This is a genomic window from Nostoc sp. (genome assembly GCF_054880495.1).
This window is the reverse complement of the sequence record NZ_JBTYKD010000378.1, coordinates 36454-59893: the sequence shown is the minus strand read 5'-3', so window position 1 is coordinate 59893 and position 23440 is coordinate 36454. Positions and strand designations below refer to the sequence as shown.

The following is a 23440-nucleotide window of genomic DNA, read 5'->3' as shown; positions in this document are numbered from 1 at the left end:
TTGTATTATTTTTATCATTTATCCGCTTAAATATTCTTTAACTAAGTAAGATAAATTTTTCAAAAAATAGCGCCAATTAGAGAAAGTTGAGTTAATCTTGGAAACTAGCAATTGTTAATAACATACGTTGTTACTGGGTGGCAACATTGGAGATTCGCTAGATGTCTCTATGTAATCAAACCAGCAAGTAAAATGATTACCAGAGAATATGCAAGAAGGAAGCTTTATTTGGAGTCATCTAGAAAAACAGGATCGCACGGTTGGCAAATGGATTGATTGGGTATGGCTAATAGTATTGCTGTTGGCAGCAGTTTTACTGTTTAGCATCAATCTGGGAGGATTGCCCCTGCGAGATTGGGATGAAGGTACTGTGGCACAGGTTGCGCGTGAAATTTGGCATGCACCAGCAGGTTCAATGCATTGGCTTTACCCAACGCTAGGAGGCGAACCATATCATGACAAGCCACCTTTGATGCATTTGCTAATTGCTTGGGCTTATTCTTTAGGAGGCGAAAATGAGTGGACAACTCGTCTACCTGGAGCAATTTTAACAGCGACATCTGTACCTTTACTGTATTGCATTGCTCGAGAGATATTTCGCCAGCGTTGGGCTGCTATTTATAGCGCCTTGATTTACCTAACAATGTTACCCGTGGTGCGTCATGGGCGGTTAGCAATGTTGGATGGGGCGATGGTAAGTTTTTTGATGGTGATGATGTTGTGCGTGTTGCGATCGCGCCGAGATTTACGTTATTGTCTTGGTGTTGGCGTTAGTTTTGGGTTGATTTGCCTAACTCAAGGGCTGCTAGGTGTATTATTAGGTGCGATCGCCATCGCATTTCTGTTTTGGGATACGCCACGATTGCTCACCTGTTACTATCTGTGGATAGCAATTTTAATTGGTATTCTCCCCGTAGCCGGTTGGTATGGTGCCCAACTAATTCACTATGGTTACACTTTCGCTCAAATTAGCCTCGCAAAACCATCAGCAAGCGGAATTGGCACTGTTGTAGAGGGGAATTCTCAACCACCTTGGTACTATGTGATTGAACTTCTCAAGTTCACATGGCCGTGGTTATTATTCTTACCACAAACTATCCGCTTAACTTGGGAAAATCGCAACCTTAGTTGGGCAAAACTAGTAATGGCGTGGAGTGGTGTTTACCTGCTGGTAATTTCCTTGATGATTACCAAAGTTCCCTGGTATCTATTCCCGATTTACCCTAGTTTAGCCTTAGCTTTTGGTATCCAGTTATCAGAGACGGAAAATTCGCCTTTACTCTCATCTTATCCCCGTGCTTGGGTGGCTGGTTTGGCGATACTTGCAGTAGTCGCTTCTGCTGGGAGTATTTATTTCAGTTGGGGTAAAACACCGAAAATAGACTTACAACTGATTTTTGCCGCAGTAGCTTTAACTATGACCTTAGCAGCTATTTTAGCAGAACGAGGCGACGGGCAATTTCTGAAGATTTTGTTTTGGGGAAGTTATATTTCGCTGCTGCTGTTAATGAAATCTAACTACTGGGTTTGGGAATTATCGGAAGCCTATCCAGTTAAACCAGTCGCCGCGATGATTGTGCGGGCAAATCCAGCTACGAGGAAGATTTACACATCTTTTCCCTATCATCGTCCCTCATTGGATTATTATAGCGATCGCACGATCATTCCCGCTTCTGTTGGTGAACTGCAATATTATTGGCACTACAACGGACAACCCTACTTTCTACTTCAGGCATCTGCTTTCAACAATCTTCAACTAGACTCGATGAAGCTAGTTGATCAAGCTGAAGGCTGGAAGTTAGTTACAAAAGATACTAATCGATTGTAAATGTAATGTGGGCCATTGGGCAATTCAATTTTGGATTTTGGATTTTAGATTTTGGATTAAATTTCAATTCTTTAATCCAAAAGCGTTCGACTGAGCGCTCACGCCGAAGTCTAAAATCTAAAATTCTTACTCTTCACTCCCTCATCTTTCTCATCTCCCCCTGCCTCCCATTACCTCGTTCCCAGTCTCCGACTGGGAATGCCTATTTTGAGGCTCCGCCTCTAATTACCTCTAATTATTTGAAAAAATTTCTGAGTGCAAAAATAATAAATTATGTTTTCGTTGTTAAACATTAGTTTTAAATACTTTTATAAAATACCCAAAAGTATCTAACTGCACATATTGGCTATGATAAATAATTTCACTAACTGACAACCTCTGAGCGTGTAACTTATGACTATTAAAGATCCTAAGGATAATCTTCTGGCGAGGAGATAAATAATTAGAGATTCGGCAAATAAATTAGTGAGATGTATGTTATGGTTTTTATAGGAATCAAAAAAGTAAAAGCACAAAAAGACTTCAAGACAAGTTTGAGGCAAACTCAATAAAGTTTTTTTGCTCTGGTAAGTCCACTTCAATTCGCTACATCTGTTTGCAACGAAAATCTAAAACTAGATTGAGTAGGATAGTAGCCTTTGTAACAACTTGAAGTCAATCAAAATTTATCTGGGTATGAGCCAATAAGAGTTGGCTAACCTAGCTAGAGCATTATCCGCCAAAGGTAATTACTCTTGGAGTCTGGGAAGAAAGACTCTTAGTACAGCCTGACAAATCCATAAAAATCGAGAATATTTACTAACTTAGTCTAAGCGGGAGCAAACATTTTCAACCGCGAACTAAGTTGAGGCAGTTGCTGACTTTTGGAACAAAAACTCCAAGCAGAATGGTGTCGTTCCCCAATTTTCAGGAATTTAACCATACTGTCAAAAGTCACCAAGATATTGTTTCAGCCAGAGTGTTAGGAGTTGCCTGTGCAAGTATTATCGCACTGCACCTGTAGCTACAACTTTTGGGCTGGAATTTATCATGCTACATCAATCACGAAATGAGAAGCGCTATAGATGTTCTTGGCGACTTGATATCTGCAAAATCAGAAAAGTTGTAGCGACCATTTAAGAGTGGATTGCAATACAAGTTGGTTGTGTGGTTAAAGGGATAAATCTGCGTTGATTTCAATTCCTGCTGTAACCACTCTTGAGGCTTGAGCAACCATTTGGATTCTGTTACAACGATAATGCTGAAGTCAAAGTTTTAAAGGCTTCGTTATTAGGAGATAGAGATTTTTTTATCCCTTAAGCCATCACTTCGTGGGTAAATATGTTCTGATTTTAACTGTTTTTGCCAGGGTGCGATGTCTAGCGAGAAGCCCTTCTCTACGAGAGGCTGCGCCAACAGGTTCGGGGGTGACGCTCCTTCGTCGCTACCGCAATTGACGGGAACCGCCATCGCTCTTAGCGTCTCCCCTTCTCTGCGAGACGCTACGCGAAGGGAGAAGACTGCGACCCCCTCACTGCTACACATCTACGCCAACAGGCTCTACTTCCCTAAAGCGCCAAGGGTCAACAACTACCATCAAGCTTCAGATTCATCGATAAATCATTGTAGGAAAACACAACCATGACTGACCCAAAGATTAGACAAATAGCTTTCTATGGTAAAGGCGGTATTGGTAAATCTACCACCTCTCAAAACACCCTAGCAGCTATGGCTGAAATGGGTAAACGCATTCTGATTGTCGGTTGCGACCCCAAAGCTGACTCTACCCGTTTGATGCTACATAGCAAGGCTCAAACAACCGTTCTTCACCTCGCTGCTGAACGTGGCGCAGTAGAAGATATAGAACTCCATGAAGTGATGCTCAAGGGTTTCCGTGACGTTCTTTGCGTAGAATCTGGTGGTCCAGAACCCGGTGTAGGTTGTGCAGGTCGTGGTATCATTACCGCCATCAACTTCTTGGAAGAAAACGGTGCTTACCAAGACCTAGACTTTGTATCTTACGACGTATTAGGTGACGTTGTGTGCGGTGGTTTTGCTATGCCTATCCGCGAAGGTAAAGCCCAAGAAATCTACATCGTCACATCCGGTGAAATGATGGCAATGTATGCTGCTAACAACATTGCTCGTGGTGTTCTTAAGTATGCTCACACTGGTGGCGTGCGTTTGGGTGGTTTGATTTGTAATAGCCGTAATACTGACCGGGAAATCGACCTAATCGAAACCCTGGCAAAACGCTTGAACACCCAAATGATTCACTACGTACCTCGTGACAACATTGTACAACACGCAGAATTGCGCCGGATGACTGTTAACGAGTACGCACCTGACAGCAATCAAGCTAACGAATATCGGACATTGGCTCAAAAGATCGTTGACAACAAGAACCTCACTATCCCCACCCCGATTGAGATGGAAGAGTTAGAAGAGTTGTTGATTGAATTCGGTATCCTCGAAAGCGACGAAAATACCGCAATGCTGGTTGGCAAAACTGCTACTGAAGCAGCAGTATAAAGTATTGCTAAATAAATAATGGTCTGGGGTGGGCTTGCAGCCTACCCTTTCATTTTTGTAGGGGATAAAATTTGAGAGTTGCGATCGCTTTCTCAGCCCGGATATAATTGATAGATGTCAACTCCAGTACGCAGACTGGGAGTAATTATGCAAATGCAAGCAATTGCTGGCGTTTGTTCTATCAACATCTTAATCTTCGTTAGCTGTTTGCAAGACAAGTGTATACAACTGTTGGCTGACCCGAAAATCAGCAGTAGCAATTAATCGCTCAATCAATGGTTGAATTGCTGGAATTACGTCTTGTTTTTTGGCTTGTAACAAGACTCCCAATAGCCCTGTTACATTGAATCCATAACTGGTAGCGACTGCTCGTCCTCGACGTTCATCCATTAATAGCAAGTCAGCTTTGAGTTCTTTAAATAAAATAATCGCTTCGGCTTCTCCTAAATCAATATTGTTGTGATTTTTTTGAATTTCTATAACCTCTTGAGAATTAACAACAGTTTGAACCTTAATCCAGGAAAATTGTTGTACTTCTACTGCGCCAGGAACAATTTTATCTACATTTACCATTTCACTATAAACAGCTTTGGGAATAATCACGCTAGTGTACAACTGACGCAGTAAATCTAATTGGCCAATGGCTGCCAAGTTTGTAATTGGTGATGTATCGCTAACTATAATCACAGCAAACCCATTGATTGCAGTGTCCGTACATCGGATTGGAAGTCTTCAACATCATAGTTGATGTGTAAACCGCGTTTGGCCAGTTCATGCTGGAATTCAAGTACTGTGGTTCCTGTCCAGGCTCGGACTTTGCCACTGCTAATTTTACCTTGCTGATAAAGTAAGATGGCAATTTCTAATTTCAGTTCATCCTCGGTCATGTTTGAGGCTCGGAGGATGTCATCAGGAATCATGATGCTCACAAGGGAAAATTCCAAGTCTTAAGTTTATTCTAATTCTTGTCTCATATTAGGCGATCGCTCTAGAATCTGGCAAAGTTACAGCGATAGCTGTTGCAATCAATGGCTTTATCGAATACATCTCCTGTCTCAGTTTGGTTTCAATCCCTAATAGGGATTTTGGTAAATTGCAATATCGGTTTCCAGCATTTGTTCAAGCAGGTTTGGTCTGTTTCAATCCCTAATAGGGATTTTGGTAAATTGCAATACATTCCTCTAGTAGCACAGGGTTTAGTCTGTCGTTTCAATCCCTAATAGGGATTTTGGTAAATTGCAATACCCATGCCTATTTAAATACGGGTGTTAATATTCGTTTCAATCCCTAATAGGGATTTTGGTAAATTGCAATTTTTGGGTGGATCACGCGATCGCACTCCGATCCGTTTCAATCCCTAATAGGGATTTTGATGAATTGCAATTTCCATAGCTGGCGGCGTAAGTCGTCTGTAAAAAAGGTTTCAATCCCTGATAGGGATTTTGATGAATTGCAATTCTTCGACTATTACTTTGGCTTCAAGCGATCGCTTCCGTTTCAATCCCTGATAGGGATTTTGATGAATTGCAATCTATACCAAATTTGTGCCTTCATGCTAACACAATCGCGTTTCAATCCCTGATAGGGATTTTGATGAATTGCAATAAAAGTGTCGCCGGGTCTATGCTAGTGACATTTATCGTTTCAATCCCTGATAGGGATTTTGATGAATTGCAATGGCAATAAAAACATTACCAACAAGGATTTGGCAAGGTTTCAATCCCTGATAGGGATTTTGATGAATTGCAATCAGCGGCAGCAGCAGCATTATAAGCAGAATTAGCGTTTCAATCCCTGATAGGGATTTTGATGAATTGCAATCTTCTCTGCTCAAGATATGAGTAAATTTGCTCAGAGTTTCAATCCCTGATAGGGATTTTGATGAATTGCAATTGGATTTGGGTAATATTAGCCTCAAGTGTAATTATGTTTCAATCCCTGATAGGGATTTTGATGAATTGCAATGTATCTTTTTTAGCGCTTATTCTGTGATGATGTGGTTTCAATCCCTGATAGGGATTTTGATGAATTGCAATTATAGAGTAAGCAGCTTGTGCGGGAGTAGGAGGGTTTCAATCCCTGATAGGGATTTTGATGAATTGCAATTCCTGCTGAAACTGTTGTCCTTATTGGCGGTTCTTTGTTTCAATCCCTGATAGGGATTTTGATGAATTGCAATTCCATCTTTCAAAGTTCGTGCTCTTTTTGTCTCTGTTTCAATCCCTGATAGGGATTTTGATGAATTGCAATCCGTTCTTATTTTAGGTTTTTCTTTAAAGCCTGCTGTTTCAATCCCTGATAGGGATTTTGATGAATTGCAATTCTTTTTGCTTTTCTAATCTTGAGAAAGAATCAAGTTTCAATCCCTGATAGGGATTTTGATGAATTGCAATCTCTGCCAACTTGATTATTTTTCCTGAAGATAGTTTTGTTTCAATCCCTGATAGGGATTTTGATGAATTGCAATAATATTCTAGAAAGATTCTCAGCAAGAAGCTCAGGGTTTCAATCCCTGATAGGGATTTTGATGAATTGCAATTTTGTAACTAAAATCAAAGGATTAAATATGCTTAGTTTCAATCCCTGATAGGGATTTTGATGAATTGCAATGGAAGGAAGAAAGGAAGCGGAGCAAAGTATTCAGGTTTCAATCCCTGATAGGGATTTTGATGAATTGCAATGATACTCTACTGAGCAATAGGATAGTAAAAAAAAAAGTTTCAATCCCTGATAGGGATTTTGATGAATTGCAATTTTCTCTTCCCACTTTCCCACTGCGAATAAACATAAGTTTCAATCCCTGATAGGGATTTTGATGAATTGCAATTCCAAGAAGCTCGAAGGGTCGAGCAAATAATTAAGTTTCAATCCCTGATAGGGATTTTGATGAATTGCAATAAACGGGGTGAATAACATTACCATGTTTTCTAAATGTTTCAATCCCTGATAGGGATTTTGATGAATTGCAATTCGCCGCAACCAGTGAGAGAGTACAAGTTAGCCGAAGTTTCAATCCCTGATAGGGATTTTGATGAATTGCAATTGTTGACTATACTCAGATTAATACTGGGAATCTGGGTTTCAATCCCTGATAGGGATTTTGATGAATTGCAATGACGGGAGGCTGAAAGCCAAGCTGTATTTAGTTTTCAAGGTGCGGTTGCGCGATTCAAGAGCAATAATAGCATTACAGAATTTGTTTGGCAAGAGTGCTAGGAAAGTTTAAAAGCTAAAACCCTATTTTGATAAGTATTTCAGAGATTGCGCGGATGAGGATTAGGCGAATAATGGGTTGAAAGCCTTGCTGGAGTTGGGATAGAAGCACTTTTTTGGGGCTGTGGAATTTGTACACCTACCCCTCCGCGCATTTGAGATGCAGAAACCTAGCTAGAAGGGGACTCAGCAAAGAAAATTGTTTCGTCCCGTGGCTGTTCTCCGCCAATACGTTCGACTTTTCGCTGACAACAGGCACAGAGAAAATAAAAGCGAACGCTGTCAGTGTCGGGTTTAATCAATTTAGCTAAACGCGATCGCAGTTTAGCATACTGAGTGGAAGTGATATCGCACTCAAACACACTCAGTTGCATCCATTGTCCGTAAGACTTGAGAACCGAATGGATTTTAGTACGACGCTTATCTTCTGGAATATCGTAGCTGACAACAATATACATGGGGTAGTGGGGAAGAGGGAGAAATGACAAGTTATTTGAGAATTAAGGGGGGATATTTATCGATTTGGTTCATGAGGTACTTACTTAATAACCTCGCCTGAATTTCAAAGGCTTCTTGGTAGGTGCATTTGTTTCCCATGACTGGATGTTTGAAATTCGATAGTTTCTTTTGTTGATAAGCGCGAAGAAATGTATGCAGTCCTTCTTTGGTTAAAGTCACGGCACCACTGAGGGGTTCGGTGGTAAAGTCAGTTAAGGTGAGCGATCGCTTGTTAATAAGTGACAACACTAGAGCATCCACTATTAAAGGGCGAAACTCTTCCATCAAGTCCAAGGCTAGGGAAGGTCTACCATAACGCTCGACGTGTAAGTATCCTAGATAGGGGTCGAAACCAACAATATTTAAAGCACTTTGCACATCATGGCGTAGCAATGTATACCCAAAACTTAGTAGGGCGTTAACTGGGTCAGTTGGTGGGCGGCGGCGTCTGGCTTCAAATTTAAATTCTGAAGTTCTAATTAGCTGTTGAAAGCAACCAAAATAAGCTGCACTACCAGCACCTTCTAAGCCTCTGAGAGAATCAATACTGCTAGTTTTTTCTATTGGTGCGATCGCCTGTTCCAATCGAGTGATGTTATTATTCAGATCAACATCAGGATGTTCTCGCTGGGTGCGAAGTAAGCTATGGCGGTAATTTTTCAATTTCCCCCGCACAAATCCTCTAACTAAATGTATTGCTGGTTGTGATTCTCCCACAGCTTGCCATTGGGCTTTACGAACAAAGATATTTTTGGTAACTTCTGGTTCTAACCGCCCTAAATATCGTCCGTTTTGTGTGAGGAAAGTTAAACAAATGTGACGATCTAAAAGTTCACTGATAACGGCGGGAGAAACGGTAGCCCGACCTAGTACTACAATTCCCTCAATTTTAATTAAAGGGATATCTAAGATTGTTTTTTGTTCAGCTTTGACGGTGAGACGTTCGTCAACTTTGCCGATAAAAGCATCGGCTTGTGTTACGTAAACTGTTCCCATGATTTCATCCTTAATTAATTGAAAATTGTCAAACTCAATACAATACGGTTTGGTTAGCTTGTTTAGTGCGCGGAGATCCCCCCAACCCCCCTTAAAAAGGGGGGCTATATTACTCCTTTACCCCCTTTTTAAGGAGGTCGCCACAGGCGGGGGGATCTTATCTGAACTCAATATGTCCTCAAACTAGAATTCGCTAGGGTATAATTTAATTGACTTCTTGATAACTTTTGACTTTATCAGTTGCTTTAGGTAAACATTGCGAATAAAGACTGCATCCTTGGCAACGTTTGCTATAAACTGATTTTGGCATCATTCCTGTTTCTAGGAGATTTGTGACAGATTGAATAGTAGCGATCGCACTTTGCCGTAACTCTTGATTAATCTCTACTAATTGCCGTTGATGGGAGTGGGCATAATAGATATATCCAGTGTTAACTGGTTGTCCTGTCATCTCTTCTAAACATAAAGCTTGGGCACAAACTTGCAACTCATCATTATCCCATTCGCCTTTGCGTCCCCGCTTATATTCAACTGGGTAAATTTCACCTGATTCTGCTTCAATCAAATCAGATTTGCCAATGAGTTTGTATTTTTCTGACTTCAGCCAAATTGCCCGAACTTGCCAAGTTTCCCCTCGCTGTATATCGCCTGTAGTGTGGACGCGATCATGTAAAGTTGTGCCTTCAATTGTGTATTGATTATCGGTAAATTCGCCTGCACAAAACATCCGCCAACAGCGATGCGGACAATAGGCGTATTGATTCAATGCCGCAATGGAAACATAGTCAATGTTATTCATAACTTAGGTGTTTTTTAAATGATTATTGAAACTAGGGAGAATACAGCCGCCGCGTCATCCCCATACCCATTGTTGTTTTTCGTCCAATTCCTGCATATAAAGCAAAGTCAGCTAATGCGTTAATTTGCTTAATTTGTATCGGTTGAATTTCTCCCAAAACCTTGTAGTTAACTTCGCCAAGAATGCCAATAAATTTGCTACGAGAGTCAGCTAATATTTCTGTATGAATGTTGACAAAAGATGGAAAGATTGACTCGATCGCAATGTGATTAAATTCTATGCCACTGTACTTATTCCACCGCGAAAGTAGGGAATTGAACACAGATTCTCTGGTAGGAAGGGTACTGTCATACTGTCCTTGACGGAAGGCGGTAGGCGTGGAAAAGGTAAGGTTAATGGAAGAATTGCAATCGCTGGCTTCTTCGTATAATTGAGCGTAGGTGCTAGCATTTGCCCAAGGTTGAATAGATTGGGGTGTGCCTTGAATGCTGGTAATATACAAGTCAGCCGGGCCAAGATGCCAAGGGCGATTGGGATTAAGATTTAGCCAGAGTTGGGTAAGTTTGCTAAATAGAGTGTCATCTAATAAAGAGATGCGCCACCAACAAGGTGTTCCGGCGGGAATGGGTTGTTGATATGAGTATTGCAATTTAGATCCCCCTTTACTGCCCTTTAAAAGGGGAGAGTTTGTATTACTAATTTGTAGAGGGGAGAGGGTGAAAGCTTTATCAGCAGTAGAATCATGCAAGCGATCGCCCAATGTGGTATCTACAGAACTAACAAGGGTTAAAAATAGGGCGTGGAGATGTCTACCTGTGAGAAATTGTGGTGTAATGGGCGATTGAGGTAGCAAATTCAACACTAAACTATGAGGCATACTTTCTCTTTTTGGTTGTAGACTGAGTGCTTCTTGACTCTACAGTAAACTCTGGAATTTCCTGGAGTTCAGCTTCACTCAAACTATACTGTTCACAAACTAAACTTAAGCGATTTCCTGGAGTTTTCACAGCGTTAACCGAATGGGTTAAATCACCTTGAAAATAAACTAAAGTATTGATTTGGGGCTTAATTTGCCCAAGTTGGCGTTTGTGCGATCGCAATACCAGTTCTCCTCCTTCCATATCTGCTGGTAGTCGCACATAAAGGACGCTGACAACCGCAGGTGGTTCAATGGTTTTGCTATAGGAACGTAAAGAGCGATCGATATGCGGATCAACGCGGGAGCCTTCCTTTAGCTGTAAAGGATTGAGATAAAAAGCATTACAACTTGGCTGGAGAGCCAAATCTAGGTAAGGCTTGAAGTAGGGAAACTGCTGTTCTATCTTTGCTAATCCAGAACGCTGGAACACTACAGAAAATCCTTTGGTGGCGACAAAATCGCGGTTGAGGTTGTTGATAGCAAAGTAAGGACAAGCTTGGATTTCTCCCCACAAGTTGTTTAGGTAGTCGCTGGGGAAGGCGTTGGTTTGTTGTTGATAGTGTTTCACTGGGGAATGTGAGAAAAATATACTTATAAATCAATGTTCTACAAATTCTCGCACCATTGGTGCGAGAATTTAATTACTTATCACACAATAAAAACCTCATCATCTGGGAGATGTAGCTGTTTAAACTTCATTGCCATTGTTAAAATTCCTGACAATCCTGCTAAAAACTCATATTGTTTTTCAGCATCATCGCAAACAACATTTATGGGATAGGAAATAATTCCTTGTTTACGTAATTGGAAAAGAGCAGCAGCATTAGCTATGGGGCAAATAATTACTCCTGGTAACAAGTGTTTTGACAATGCCTGTAATTCAGGCGTTGGTCGTACTGCTTCTCCAATACTGCGGACAACTTCACAGTTTTTAAACGCTGTTAACTTATTTAGCTCTGTATTAACAAACTCTTGTCGACTACCAATATAACGCATTCTAAAGCTCAGTTTATAGGTTTCGGTAGCACGACTTTTTATTTCGATAAAGTCACCATTTTGAGCAAATTCGTAATAACGCAATAGATGAAAAGGTTCTAGCTGTGTTTCTTCAGATTCATCTGTAACTAAATTATGTGGGTCACGAATTGGCAAATTTTCAAAGAGACTATAACGAAAGCTAAATAATGGTGCATAGGCTGTACTAAAAACTTCAGCAAATTCTTTTAGTTCAACCAGTACATCATTTTTTTTAAATACATCGTCGTAAGCTTCTAAAGTTGTGAGTCCAGCTTTGAAATCATCCCATTCTTCAGGGGATTTTACCTTGATATAGGTTTTGACGAAAGCCCGACCACCTTTGATATATTTCCAATCTTTTTTTAAGTTTTCTAGAGACACTTTAGCTATGTTTTCAGCACCTCGTAAAACTTTCATTCTGTGGCGATAGTCTTCCCAAGTGCGTTTACCTTCCAAAACCGATTTTAAAGTCTCAAAAAGTTTTGGAATTAATTCTGCACCTGCTAGATTCTCAAAAACTTCTTCCAGTTCTAACAAAGGACGTGCGATTTCTAGAGATGCTTCTGAGCGCCAGTAAGCTGTTAAAAAAGGCTTATCTAAACAAGGAAGTCTATCAAGTACCTCTTTTAGGGTTGTACGTCCCCCACTAGTTTCAAGAGAAGTTAAGCCTTCTTTCCAAGCATCAGCAGGTAAGTAAGCAATGGCTTCTGAATCAATGTTAGTTTCCGATTTACCTAAAACACGCCCTACTCTACCTATTCTCTGCCAAAATGCGGCGCGATCGCGTGCTGAAAAAATCAACCAATCTAAATTTTGCCGTTTCGGTTCAGGATGTCTTTCAAAGTTAAATCCTACATCTACAGTGCTAGTAGCCAAAATGATTTGACACTGCATAGCCCTTTGTCTATCTTTTTTGGGTGCAGGGCCAGTTATACGCCCGATGTAATCACCAATTCCTTGCTGTCGCAGTAAATCTGATAGACGATTAATATTATCAAGAGAGTCAAGAATTACAGCACCATTTTCATTAGGTTTTTCTCGAAAACGTTGGACAATTTCTGCTGCTAACTCTGCTAACCACTCTTCCTTACTATCTGGTTTTGCTCTTAATTCCAGATTAACTGCTGTTTGTGACGGTAAAAGATTAGTATTACTTGCTTCTCCATGAATTCTTGCTATCTTAACACCAGCCTGTTTTAAATTCTGCAACGCTAATTCACAAGCTGGTTCTGGTGTAGCTGTCAGCAATACTACTTTGCGTCCGTCCTGAAAAAAGCGGAAAACTTGAGAATAAGCGAGATAAAACAACATTCCTACTAGCTGTTTAGCATCGTAGAGGTGAAATTCATCAAAAATGACTGTCGAAAATTTGGTGTAAAAACCACTAGCAATATTACCTCTATCTAGCCGATTATATGCAAAGTAAGTTGCATAATAGAAAATATCAGGATTTGTTACCAATAGAATTGGTCTATTTGCCCCAACATCACCAAAAACGGTAGCAGGATTCTGCAAAACACTATATAGTTTTTTTCCTGAACGCCTGCCAACTTTATCGTCAGGCCAGCTTTTAATATCTTTCGCGGAAGCTGCTTTGACTACATGAGGTAAGTTAGCATCACTAACAAACTTTTTTGCTGCTTCTGTTTGCTGTTCAATTAAAGCATTAGTTGGAGCAATGTAAACAGCACTTTTATTTGGCTGATGTTTTAATACTGTTAGTCCTGCATTGGTTTTACCTGTACCAGTTGGTGCTAAATCAAGGATAATATCTGCATCCTTAGATTGTTCAAATACATCAACTTGATGTTGCAGCGCATTCCCCATAAAAGAGAGTTCATGTGGCAAAGATGCACAAGCTGAAATACTGCGCGGTTCTAATCTGATAACTAATCTTTGATTACTCATTGTTACTTTCTCTACCGCAAAAATGTAACCCTGCTGGTATAACCATTTCCCCAACTTGCCAAGCAGTACCCCGAAAACGAAGATTTTTAATGATGGGTGCAGGAGGAATAGAAATTAAATCGAACGCTAAAGCCTCTATTTGCTGTGGTAAATCAGCAGCATTTAGATAATATTGACTTTGATATTCACCTTCTGGTAGTAAAGTCACAGGAAATTCATTAAGCACATTCACCTTGACTTTACTCATGAACTTACCAAGGCGAATATAATTTGGTAATTGATTATTTCCAAATACCAAAGTTTGAAATTTGTTTCTGCGTTCAATCATCCGCAGTCTTCCGGTTTGCGGAAAGTTACTTGGTCTAAATGAACTTGGTTTTTTCCCTTGGCGTTGTAATGGTAAATCTTCCCGCGCCGTAGCAACACGATTATTAGTCATCGCATACCAGTAAGAATCAGAAAGAGCATTGAAACGTTCAAATCTGAATGTAACTCTACCTACTGGTGAAGCTGGTAATATATAAAAATCTTGTGCGATTGGTTGTAAATCTTCTTTGTAGGTTGGTCGTCCGGTAGCCTTACCTTGGAGGCGATAGGGGGAATTTACTTTACCTAAAGCATAAGTAAGAGCATAATTCCCAATTACCCCCTCGGTGTAATAGGTATCAGACAACTCCCTAGAGGCAAAAAAGACTGGTTCAAGACAGTATAATTCAACAAGTTTTGCCTGCTGAAAAGGAATTGTTGACATAATCTAAATCTCTACTTCAACTGGTGTATTCTTGCCTTTCGCCTTAGCCTTTTTCTTTTCAGGCGCAACCTGACGGAAGGATTCATAGGATTGCGTTAAACGCTTGAGAAAATTATCACGTTCTGCTTCTGACCAATTAGTTTCTACATCAGTCAGTAAATTTGCTAATTCTTCTTCAGATAGCTGCACAGAAACCCCTCTCTTATTTTTCCAATTAGCAATTACTTGTTTACTTGCTGTAATTAATTGTTTAATATTCAAAGGGTGTTCTAAAGGCTTACCTAATACATCATAAGTAGCTTGTACAAGTTCCAGAGAACTAGGAAGTTCGGTAATACTACCAAATACACCTAATATTTGGTTTTCCATGCGTCCAACACGACTGGAAACCGCACCATAACGACTTGTGAACAGAATATTACCGATGATATACTGGAGTTCATCAGCAGTTACATCTTTTAGGGTGACGACATCCAGAAAATGCACGCCTGGTTTGATGTATTCGCTGGTATTTAAAGCTGTTGAGGCGTTACCTTTTTCATCGCGCATTGTACCAGTTTCGTAGATGGCGTTTATGGTGCGATCGCCTACAACATCACTAGCAGGTAAAATACTAAAAGCATCTTCAGTCCAAATCCGGCTTTTTTGAGCGCCACCCCCACCAGCAGCGAAGCCGTAGAGGAAACAATCTACACACATTTCACAAGGTGCATTAGTATTTAAAGCACAAAGAGAGCCATCTTTAGGGTTGGGATATAAAAGCTCATGCGCTCTTAAATGTTCTCGTCCGTAGCGTCTTTCTGGTGCTACTTGTTTACGCTTAGTCATTACCAAGCGTTGAATTATAGTTTTTTGATTTTCACCCTCTAAACCAGCTTGGACAAATTCGCTACACATTGGTTCGCCTGAACCTTCTGTGCGAAAGATAGTTTCAGAATGGGTTGTTCTTAAAACAACTAAAGTGATAAAACGTCCTTTGGGGAAGTTCTCATAACTTGTTGCTAGAACTGAGGAAAGTTTTGAAATAGACATGATAAACTCCTAATTATTTAAACAGTTGTAGTTGTTTCGACAGAATCATCTTCAGATTGACTTTTAAGTTGTTTACGTGCTTCCTCAAGGAAGAATAAATAAGCAGCTTCTAAAGTTTTTTGGTCAGATAAAAACTTTTCAGGACGTGCTGAATAAACCTCCTCATATAGTTTTCGTAATAGCTCGTAATAACGCTTGACCTGTTCATATTTTGTTGCACCTACGCCATGCTCACGGATACGGTCTAAGCGAGTATGATATTGCTGTACTAAAGCGGCAAAAATTACATCTAATCCCAAATAAGACTTTTGAGAACGAATAGCAGCAATAAAAGCTGTAAACGGTTCTGCTTGAGCAGTTCGTTTAAAAGAACTTCCCCAAATTTTTCCCTCTGCTGCAACTTGAGCAGCTTCTTTAAGATATTTAGTTAAGAGTAAGTTTTCATCAGGCATAAAGCTCTCCAGTAAAATATTTAACGGCTCACAAATCCGACTCCAAATAACACTCAAGTTTGGTTCGTCTTGTTCTCGCAGAGTCCAACGTAACAAGACATAATAAAGTTCAATTGGTCTGACACAAGCACGAGCCAAATCATACAAACAATCATCAGCTTTCTGAATACTTGCAACAGATGTTGCTAGTTTGCCAATGCAACGTAGTCGCTCAAGAATTTTTTCTGCATCTTGGCGTTGCTGATATTGTCCATTTCCTAATAAAGTTTGCAGTGCAGAAGGAATTCCCTCTATTCGCCCGTAAACATCATTAGATAACTCCACCTCTAGATTGCTACTCAAGGTAAAAGGAAAGCCAATATCTAAAGACAAAGAAATTTCTAAAGCAAGCCTCAGTGATTTTAGTAAAGCTAAAGAATTATTAACATCTCCCCAAAGTAAAGGAATAATAACAGATGTGTGAACAAAATCAGGACGCTTTGGCAATGCTAAACCAACTACTTTGTTAGCTTTAAATTCAAGCTGGTTATCTCTATACAATTTCAATTCATCAATAGTGACAGTACCACCTTCAGCATTTGTCGCTGCAAGTTGTTTTAAAAGTCCACGCCAAATTCTCAACAGTTCTGGAGCAGAACCTTTAGGCAATGCTAAGTGCAAATAAAGCGGGTCTTGTTTTTTAACAGCAGGAAAGTTTGCCCCAACTGCCATTAATTGGTAAGCTAAAGCTGCAATTGAATCTGCTTGTCTTTTCGGTTCAGCACTGATACCACCCGGTAAGCGGTTAGAAAAAGCTTGTACTTTTGTACCAGGAGGCATATTATCTGAAATTAGCTCATCTATATCAGTGGAAGTAGAACCTAAAGAGCATCTTTGTCTGGGATTTGCTTCTACATAAGCATTTAAATCATCGGCTCCATTTAGCCGAATAGCAAAAGGTAAATTTACCATTCTGCTAACGGCTGCAATCATTTCTTCAGATACTTCTGTTTCTTCAGATATTTGTGTACTTTCCTTTCTTAATTGGAAAGATTCTTGTAGAGCTTCTTTAATACCCTCAATTCCTTTAACAGCAGCCTTAGCAGCAAATAAAGGTCGCCCATATTGACCATTAAACGGCTCAATTGCAGTACGCTGAAGTTCGGATATACCTGTATGATGAGCGATTTTATCCCAAACTTCTTTAGGGCTTAATCCGGCTTCTCTATAACTGAGGTAAGCTGCCTTTAAACCTTCAGATATACCAAAATCTTCTGCATTGCTAACAGGTAATAACTGAAGTTCAGCCGCTTTTATTAGTGCATCTGCACCAGCCGCTTCACCCCACTTAGTTATATCTTTAGCAATCTTGTCTGATTTATAACCAGCTTTTTTCCTTTCTAAAAGAGCCTCAACATTTACCAAAACTTCCTCAATATTTTGTTGGATGGCTTGATAAGTAACTTTAATACCATCTTTAGTAGCTCTTACAAGTCTTTCGATATTATTCCCAAAAACTTGGTCAATTTTACTTTGCCAAACAGCAGCTATTTCTTTTGTAAAATCTACGTTTGATAATGCTTCCCCTTCAAAAAGTTCGCCATCAGGGAAAATTGCTAAAGGATTTAAGCCATACTTTTGCAAAACCTCTTCACAAGCACCCAGCAACAGGGCTGTAATATAGCCTTTGTCTTCAGAAATGCTAATTCTAAAAAGGTTACAGCTTCGCCCAAAAGCAACCGTTAATTCTTTTTCCAGTTTGCAAAAACGTTGTGCATCTGGAATTCCTAAATCAAATAAGTCCGCAGCTGTAAGCATCGCCGCCCAACGTTCAATATTTGGGTCTTCTGGTAAAAATCTTGCTCCATCGCTGACGTTATGACCTGAATGGCGCTCAATTAGCTTTCTGACTAACTCCAAATCATCTTCTGAGACAACAAAGCTAAGTACACAAGCCTTTTCAAGTTGTTCTCGTAAAAATTCTTGATTTCTAGCCAGAGTTTTAACATTGCGTCCTTGGGTATCTAATTTATTCAGGTCATGAACAGCCGTTGCAGCTAGTAGCAAAGGTCTTTTATCTTCTGGAACTTCTGCTATTCGGCTGACTGTCAAAATGAACTGACACGCAGAATCGAGGTGTTCTGCAAGGGTTGTACCCGTTCTCACACCAGTTTGATGACGATGTGCATGGTTTTCGTAAAGCTGGGGGCGAATTTCACTGAAATAAATCTCCTCCAAGGTTTTGGGAGGAGCATTTAAAAGCCGATTGCGCTTAATCATATTGAAAGATATAGATTTAATACCAAACTCACTCTCACCAAGTCGTCAACAATCACCATAGTCTGTCTTAATTTGTTGCGCCACTAGTATGAGTTTTTATTGAATGAATTTTCAAGCCCTATTTTCAGGTGGGCGAATTCTAACTCTATCTAATTCAGCAGTTACAATTGCACCAGAGAATAATTCGTTTCCGTAAAGCTGAAGTACCCGCAAACAAACTATTGATCGCTCTTTGGTTGAGAGATTAACTAAGCGCAAGATACCACAGTGAGGATTTCCCCGCAGAATTGCTAATTCTCCAAAATCTTTATCAAGGGTGACTAAAATCCTACCTTCACGATAGGCGGTTGCTAAAATTTTCTCGTCACCTGGATCTTTTGGCCAATCTCCAGACCAAACAACATCATACCCAGCCGTTTGGAAATCGGTACGCACCTTAGCATTAATGCAAGTATCTAGTAGTATTTTCACCTTGGGAACTGTATCAATAAAGGTTCAATTCGTTCATGACCAACTAACCTTCGTGCATAAACTAAACAGGCTTGTACATCTTCCCGTTCTAACCAGGGATAAGCTTCTAGCAAAGTTTCAATAGTATCTCCTACTGCTAACATTCCTAAAATATGTTCAACAGCTAGACGACGACCTCGAATAATTGGTTTACCGCCAAAGATTTGGGGGTTAAATGTGATTCTTTCTAGTAATGTTTGTTCGTTCATGGTTTATACGATGACCTCTAATACAAGGTTTACCGAAATAAATATTGGAGTCAAGGGAAATTCTGGACAGCAAATGATCATCGGTCATGGTCGTTGACCTCACTAGCTGCTTTTTCAGGAAATGGCAGTAGTACTAACTACCCCCGATAGGTGAGAAATACGAATAGCATTGTGTTTTTTGGTATTGAAATTATTGATTAACTTGGTATACATATAAAATAACTTTAAATACCATTCATGTCAATAGTGTAATTACAAATAAGCAATGCCGAGAAAAAAAGAAACGATTACACTGTCAATCCCTCCAGGAACTAAGGAACAACTAGAAGCGATCGCTCGCCGCCTGAATATCACTTGGGGCAAAGAACCCAGTATTTCGGGGTTAATAGTGGCGATCGCCCAACAATCCGTAGAGCTTGGAAAACTCTTCACGCTTGACTCTAACCAAGTTAATGCTTTACAGAAAGCGATAAAAGCCCTGAGTGATGCAGGTCAGATAGGGGAAGCTCAAACTATACTTACACTTTTGCTGGAACGAGGAAATTTAGATGTAGCAATCCGCCAATCTTTACTTAAGCAAGCAAGTAAACTCGTACAAGCATGGCGAAGTCAAATAGATGAATATAGGCAAAATCAACAGCCTTTTTACCTGCTTTATGAAAATTCCCAAGGGCAAGAACTACAGTACACAGTACGTTACGCAGAACCACGCTTCTTTGATAAACGCTTTTATTTAATGATTTGGTGTGAAGAAACAGAGGATGTAGAAAATTTGATTCCTGATTTGCCAGAACTTTGGCACAACCGCAATTTAATCTTTGATAAGATCCGCTCAATCCTACCTGCAAGCGGCGAATGGCGAGAAGGATTAGACGATATAAAAGTATACTTACACTTTCGAGGTTGGATGCTAAAGTCTTATCAACGTAGGGAAGATGACTTAGAAGACGAAATGATTGGGGATGTGCGTCAAGTGGTGCGGCGAGTTGTCAACGAGTTTTGGCTGATTCGAGAAGTTGCACGTTACTGGGAAGATTGCGTAATTGTATCACCAGAGAGTCTGCGCGATCGCCTAAAACAAAAACTCTCCACCCTCTGCCAGTTGTACAATATCGAAACTAAGAGTTGAATTTTAGTAGCCCTGTCAACTTATTTTTTAAACGAAAATTCAGGAGTTATACGGATATAATTGAGTACGGAAGTTATTAAAATAATCTATTAATACTAAATTGTTCATCATCTGGACTATAGCAACCTACTGGAGTGACGAAATATTAGCATAAAATTAAAGTCTTGCCAATAATAAACTCTGTAATAGATGGCTTATTTACTAGCAAGATTTTTTCTATCTTTTCCATCTCCCTTGCTTTTAATAATCTTGATTTAGGCTGCTATATCCCAAATGTATTTCCACTTACTGACATAAAGTTCGTCCATTTTCACATATGGAGTAAGTAGTACGGACAAGATATCGGCTAGTACCTGCATCTTAGCAAGATGCTCTCCCTTCTAGTTCTCAAAATAGATGCGATTTATCTATCTGCTGACCACTATATAGCTAATGTGCGTTTTTCAAGGGTTGGCTTTTAATAAAAGGAACAAACTATGTCCCACCGGGAAGTTATTTCAAATAATCTAGTAAATGAATTTCAAACTTGTACTCAGCTGCAATATAATGGCAAATTAAATATTAAGAGTTCAAAGGGCAACAAATGGACTTTTTACTATCGGCTGGGACGCATAGTTTGGGCAACAGGTGGAACTCATCCCTTCCGACGCTGGCGTAGACAGATGGCTCAAAATTGTCCCCAGATTGATGTTGATAAGTTGCAGTTGCATTTGCAAGACCTATCAATCGATTACTGGGATTATCGCCTTTTAGAAATCTTGTATAAAAAACAGAAAATTCATCGGGAACAGATTAATACTATTGTCGATAACACGATAGCAGAACTATTATTTGATGTAGCTATGCAAGAAAATTTTGCTTCTATAAGTTGCAATCGCAGCCAAGAAGTTATCTTAGAAGCACCAATGAGCTTTACAAGTACAGAAATGTCTGTAAAGCTGATGCAAGACTCCTGGAAAATTTGGTCAGAAGCTGGTTTAGCAAATTTTTCTCCTGACTTGGCACCATTTCTGTGGCGAGCAGAAATACTCCAGCAGGTGATAAATCCATCTGTATACAAAAACTTTGTCAATTTAATCAACGGCAAATTTACTCTACAAGATTTAGCCGTGAAAATGAACCAGGGTGTATTGCCACTTACCTGTTCGTTGCTTCCTTATATCCTTAAAGGAATCATTGTATTGGTGGAAGCACCTGACTTACCTTTTGCAGTTAATGAAGTCAACAATAACTCTACTACCACACAAGCAAAGAAGCGGATTGCTCCACTCGTGGCTTGCGTCGATGATAGCCCTCAGGTATGTAAAATGCTAGAGGATATTATCACTTCCAATGGATTGAGGTTTGTCAAGATTCAAGATGCTGTACAAGCTTTACCAATTCTCATTCAGGATAAACCAGACTTGATTTTCTTAGATTTAATTATGCCAGTTACCAGTGGTTACGAAATTTGCACTCAGATGCGACGAATATCTACCTTTGCCAACACACCAATAATTATATTAACGGGCAATGATGGTTTTTTAGATAGAGTTCGTGCGAAGGTAGTCGGTTCTACAGATTTTCTCACTAAACCCGTAGTGCCTGATAAGGTGATGGCTATAATACGTAAATATTTACCTACACTGAGTGTACCCATCGACAAGAATAAATCTAATTTAGAAATTTTTAATAAGAGGGAATTAGAGGCTAAATAAGTAAGTAGGCGAGAAAAATTAAATGTATATAAAGATATATAAATTTGAATTAGAGGAGCCACTGCCTTACGCGGGTTCCCCGCGTTAAAGCAAGTGGCGTTGTGTTATGCCGTAGGCTAACGCACCTTGAATTGTTTACGCTCACTTAGGAATAAGATTTAAATAATATACAATTTATGTCCCTGGCTTAACCTCACCCTCAATCCCTCTCCTTATAAAGGAGAGGGAAGCTAGAGACAGGATGAAGTTTTCCATTTTATTTAATCTACGTTCCTTACTTATTTATAAATAAAATATTAAGTGTAGGGTGTGTTAGCACAGAAAGTATGATATAATTGCAAGCTTTTGTGCCGTACTCTCGTCTAACACACCCTACAAGACTACTAAGATTTTTTCAAACACAATTTCCAATTCCTATATTAAGTTATGTTTAGTACGTATTTTCTCTGAGGTTGATAGGTAAAGATTGAATCAGAATTAGATAAATACAAATTTTTGTATTTATACTAGTCCTGTTTGAGTTGTGAAATAGTGGTTAAGGCAAAGGGGCTAGTCTCTAGTCCCTTCCATGTCTTTGTTGAAGAAACATTTAGGATTTGTATGTCTAATTTTATTTATATTCTGAGAAAGATTTAACGAGTAATTGCCATGAATACTGTTTTAGTTGTTGAAGATGGCTTAACCGATATGGAAATAATCAGCCGTTACTTGCAACAGGCAGGCTATTCTGTGATGAGCGCCAGAAGCAGTGAAGAGGCTCAAGACAAAATAGAGAAAAATAAGCCAGACCTAATATTACTCGACGTAATTTTACCGGGTAAAAGTGGCTTTGAAATTTGCCGAGAGCTGAAAAGCAATCCCAACACTAGCAAAATACCTGTGGTTTTTTGCTCTACCAAAAATACTGATGTAGATAAAATTTGGGGTAATATGTTGGGCGCTGATGGCTATCTATCAAAACCGATTGAACGAGAGGAATTAATAGTAATATTGAACCGATTGATTAATAAGTAATAATGCAATAAATAAACGGTCAAGAAGAGTCAATGCTTCTAAATTAAATAATAATTACAAATAGTAGCTAAAGATAAATCATCAAGGATAAAAGATTAATAACTTTGGAAACCAAGGAAAAGTTTTTAAGTTTTAATTTGGGAGTAATGGACACAGGCGTAATTTCGTTACAACACATTACAGAAGTTTTGCAAGTATCATTACCAGAAATATGTGGCGTTCCTGAGATGCCCAATAGCGTCTTGGGTATTTATAACTGGCGGGGTGAAATGCTTTGGTTGGTAGATTTAGAGGCAATGTTAGGTTATCCTCCAATTTCGCAAGGAGCAAATTTACTTTCAATAATGATGGGGATTGTTCTGGAAAACAAAGGTAAGCATTTGGGACTATTGGTGCGACAGCTTATAGATATTGAATGGCTGGATACCAAGCAAATGAAGCCCCCCACTAGTGAATTATTTTATCCTGAAAGCTCACCTTTCTTACAGGGATACTTCATTAATGATTCAGACCAGATGATTTTTAATTTGGATGCCATAACGATTATCCAAGCTCCTATGTGGCGGATTCACAATTGAAACTTTAGTAATGCGTGATTAGGCATAGTATTGGGAAAATTACTAATCCTTAATGATCAAAGACTATTTCTTATCTGCCGAATCTCAAATTATTAGCAATCACAAGTTTAGAGGTGCATA

Annotated in this window: 19 protein-coding genes and 1 CRISPR repeat array; of the genes, 6 read left to right on the top strand and 13 right to left on the bottom strand. The window is 39.5% G+C overall.

The window, feature by feature from the left end; all coding sequences use genetic code 11:
- Positions 1-208: 208 nt before the first annotated feature.
- Positions 209-1828, top strand: coding sequence for an ArnT family glycosyltransferase (locus ACYTXL_RS32105; protein ID WP_461928138.1), 1620 nt, complete (start codon positions 209-211; stop codon positions 1826-1828).
- Positions 1829-3448: 1620 nt separating this feature from the next.
- Positions 3449-4339 carry a nitrogenase iron protein gene (gene nifH, locus ACYTXL_RS32100; protein WP_300423145.1) on the top strand — a complete coding sequence of 297 codons (891 nt, stop codon included), beginning with the start codon at positions 3449-3451 and terminating at the stop codon, positions 4337-4339.
- 189 nt (positions 4340-4528) lie between these two features.
- On the opposite strand, the gene ACYTXL_RS32095 is transcribed toward nifH, so the two are convergent.
- From ACYTXL_RS32095 to ACYTXL_RS32035, 13 genes are all read right to left on the bottom strand, one after another.
- Positions 4529-5026 (bottom strand): DUF3368 domain-containing protein, encoded by a 498-nt coding sequence (locus tag ACYTXL_RS32095; RefSeq protein ID WP_461928137.1) that lies wholly within the window; start codon positions 5024-5026, stop codon positions 4529-4531.
- Positions 5023-5259 (bottom strand): UPF0175 family protein, encoded by a 237-nt coding sequence (locus ACYTXL_RS32090; RefSeq protein ID WP_461928136.1) that lies wholly within the window; start codon positions 5257-5259, stop codon positions 5023-5025. The genes ACYTXL_RS32095 and ACYTXL_RS32090 overlap by 4 nt, the downstream gene beginning before the upstream one ends.
- Before the next feature lie 143 nt (positions 5260-5402).
- Positions 5403-7454: a CRISPR direct-repeat array (repeat unit 37 nt; unit sequence GTTTCAATCCCTGATAGGGATTTTGATGAATTGCAAT).
- 268 nt (positions 7455-7722) lie between these two features.
- Positions 7723-8010, bottom strand: coding sequence for a CRISPR-associated endonuclease Cas2 (gene cas2, locus ACYTXL_RS32085; protein ID WP_334905467.1), 288 nt, complete (start codon positions 8008-8010; stop codon positions 7723-7725).
- 31 nt (positions 8011-8041) lie between these two features.
- Positions 8042-9046, bottom strand: coding sequence for a type I-D CRISPR-associated endonuclease Cas1d (gene cas1d / locus ACYTXL_RS32080; protein ID WP_461928135.1), 1005 nt, complete (start codon positions 9044-9046; stop codon positions 8042-8044).
- Positions 9047-9251: 205 nt separating this feature from the next.
- Positions 9252-9845, bottom strand: coding sequence for a CRISPR-associated protein Cas4 (cas4, locus tag ACYTXL_RS32075; RefSeq protein WP_461928134.1), 594 nt, complete (start codon positions 9843-9845; stop codon positions 9252-9254).
- A 31-nt stretch (positions 9846-9876) separates the two neighbouring features.
- Positions 9877-10722 (bottom strand): CRISPR-associated endoribonuclease Cas6, encoded by an 846-nt coding sequence (gene cas6, locus ACYTXL_RS32070; RefSeq protein WP_461928133.1) that lies wholly within the window; start codon positions 10720-10722, stop codon positions 9877-9879.
- Positions 10712-11332, bottom strand: coding sequence for a 2OG-Fe(II) oxygenase (locus ACYTXL_RS32065; RefSeq protein WP_461928132.1), 621 nt, complete (start codon positions 11330-11332; stop codon positions 10712-10714). Before ACYTXL_RS32065 ends, cas6 begins: the two co-directional genes overlap by 11 nt.
- Positions 11333-11412: 80 nt before the next feature.
- The gene (gene cas3 / locus ACYTXL_RS32060; RefSeq protein ID WP_461928131.1) at positions 11413-13689 is read right to left on the bottom strand and encodes a type I-D CRISPR-associated helicase Cas3'; all 2277 of its coding nucleotides are present in this window, start codon (positions 13687-13689) and stop codon (positions 11413-11415) included.
- Positions 13682-14440 (bottom strand): type I-D CRISPR-associated protein Cas5/Csc1, encoded by a 759-nt coding sequence (cas5d, locus tag ACYTXL_RS32055; RefSeq protein WP_461928130.1) that lies wholly within the window; start codon positions 14438-14440, stop codon positions 13682-13684. The genes cas3 and cas5d overlap by 8 nt, the downstream gene beginning before the upstream one ends.
- 3 nt (positions 14441-14443) lie before the next feature.
- Entirely contained in the window at positions 14444-15472 is a 1029-nt protein-coding gene (cas7d, locus tag ACYTXL_RS32050; protein WP_461928129.1) for a type I-D CRISPR-associated protein Cas7/Csc2, read from the bottom strand.
- Positions 15473-15489: 17 nt separating this feature from the next.
- Positions 15490-18183 carry a CRISPR-associated protein Csc3 gene (locus ACYTXL_RS32045; RefSeq protein ID WP_461928128.1) on the bottom strand — a complete coding sequence of 898 codons (2694 nt, stop codon included), beginning with the start codon at positions 18181-18183 and terminating at the stop codon, positions 15490-15492.
- A 111-nt stretch (positions 18184-18294) separates the two neighbouring features.
- Positions 18295-18654 carry a DUF5615 family PIN-like protein gene (locus tag ACYTXL_RS32040; RefSeq protein ID WP_461928127.1) on the bottom strand — a complete coding sequence of 120 codons (360 nt, stop codon included), beginning with the start codon at positions 18652-18654 and terminating at the stop codon, positions 18295-18297.
- Positions 18651-18902, bottom strand: coding sequence for a DUF433 domain-containing protein (locus tag ACYTXL_RS32035; protein ID WP_461928126.1), 252 nt, complete (start codon positions 18900-18902; stop codon positions 18651-18653). The genes ACYTXL_RS32040 and ACYTXL_RS32035 overlap by 4 nt, the downstream gene beginning before the upstream one ends.
- Before the next feature lie 265 nt (positions 18903-19167).
- Between ACYTXL_RS32035 and ACYTXL_RS32030 the strand changes: the two genes are divergently transcribed.
- The 4 genes from ACYTXL_RS32030 to ACYTXL_RS32015 all read left to right on the top strand — a co-directional run bounded on the left by ACYTXL_RS32030 (position 19168) and on the right by ACYTXL_RS32015 (position 23320).
- Positions 19168-20031: a WCX domain-containing protein gene (locus tag ACYTXL_RS32030; protein ID WP_461928125.1), complete on the top strand. Its 864-nt coding sequence runs from the start codon at positions 19168-19170 to the stop codon at positions 20029-20031.
- Positions 20032-20507: 476 nt separating this feature from the next.
- Positions 20508-21728 carry a response regulator gene (locus tag ACYTXL_RS32025; RefSeq protein ID WP_461928124.1) on the top strand — a complete coding sequence of 407 codons (1221 nt, stop codon included), beginning with the start codon at positions 20508-20510 and terminating at the stop codon, positions 21726-21728.
- Positions 21729-22376: 648 nt separating this feature from the next.
- Positions 22377-22742 carry a response regulator transcription factor gene (locus ACYTXL_RS32020; RefSeq protein WP_461928123.1) on the top strand — a complete coding sequence of 122 codons (366 nt, stop codon included), beginning with the start codon at positions 22377-22379 and terminating at the stop codon, positions 22740-22742.
- Between the two features lie 104 nt (positions 22743-22846).
- Positions 22847-23320: a chemotaxis protein CheW gene (locus tag ACYTXL_RS32015; RefSeq protein ID WP_461928122.1), complete on the top strand. Its 474-nt coding sequence runs from the start codon at positions 22847-22849 to the stop codon at positions 23318-23320.
- The last annotated feature ends 120 nt before the right edge of the window (positions 23321-23440 follow it).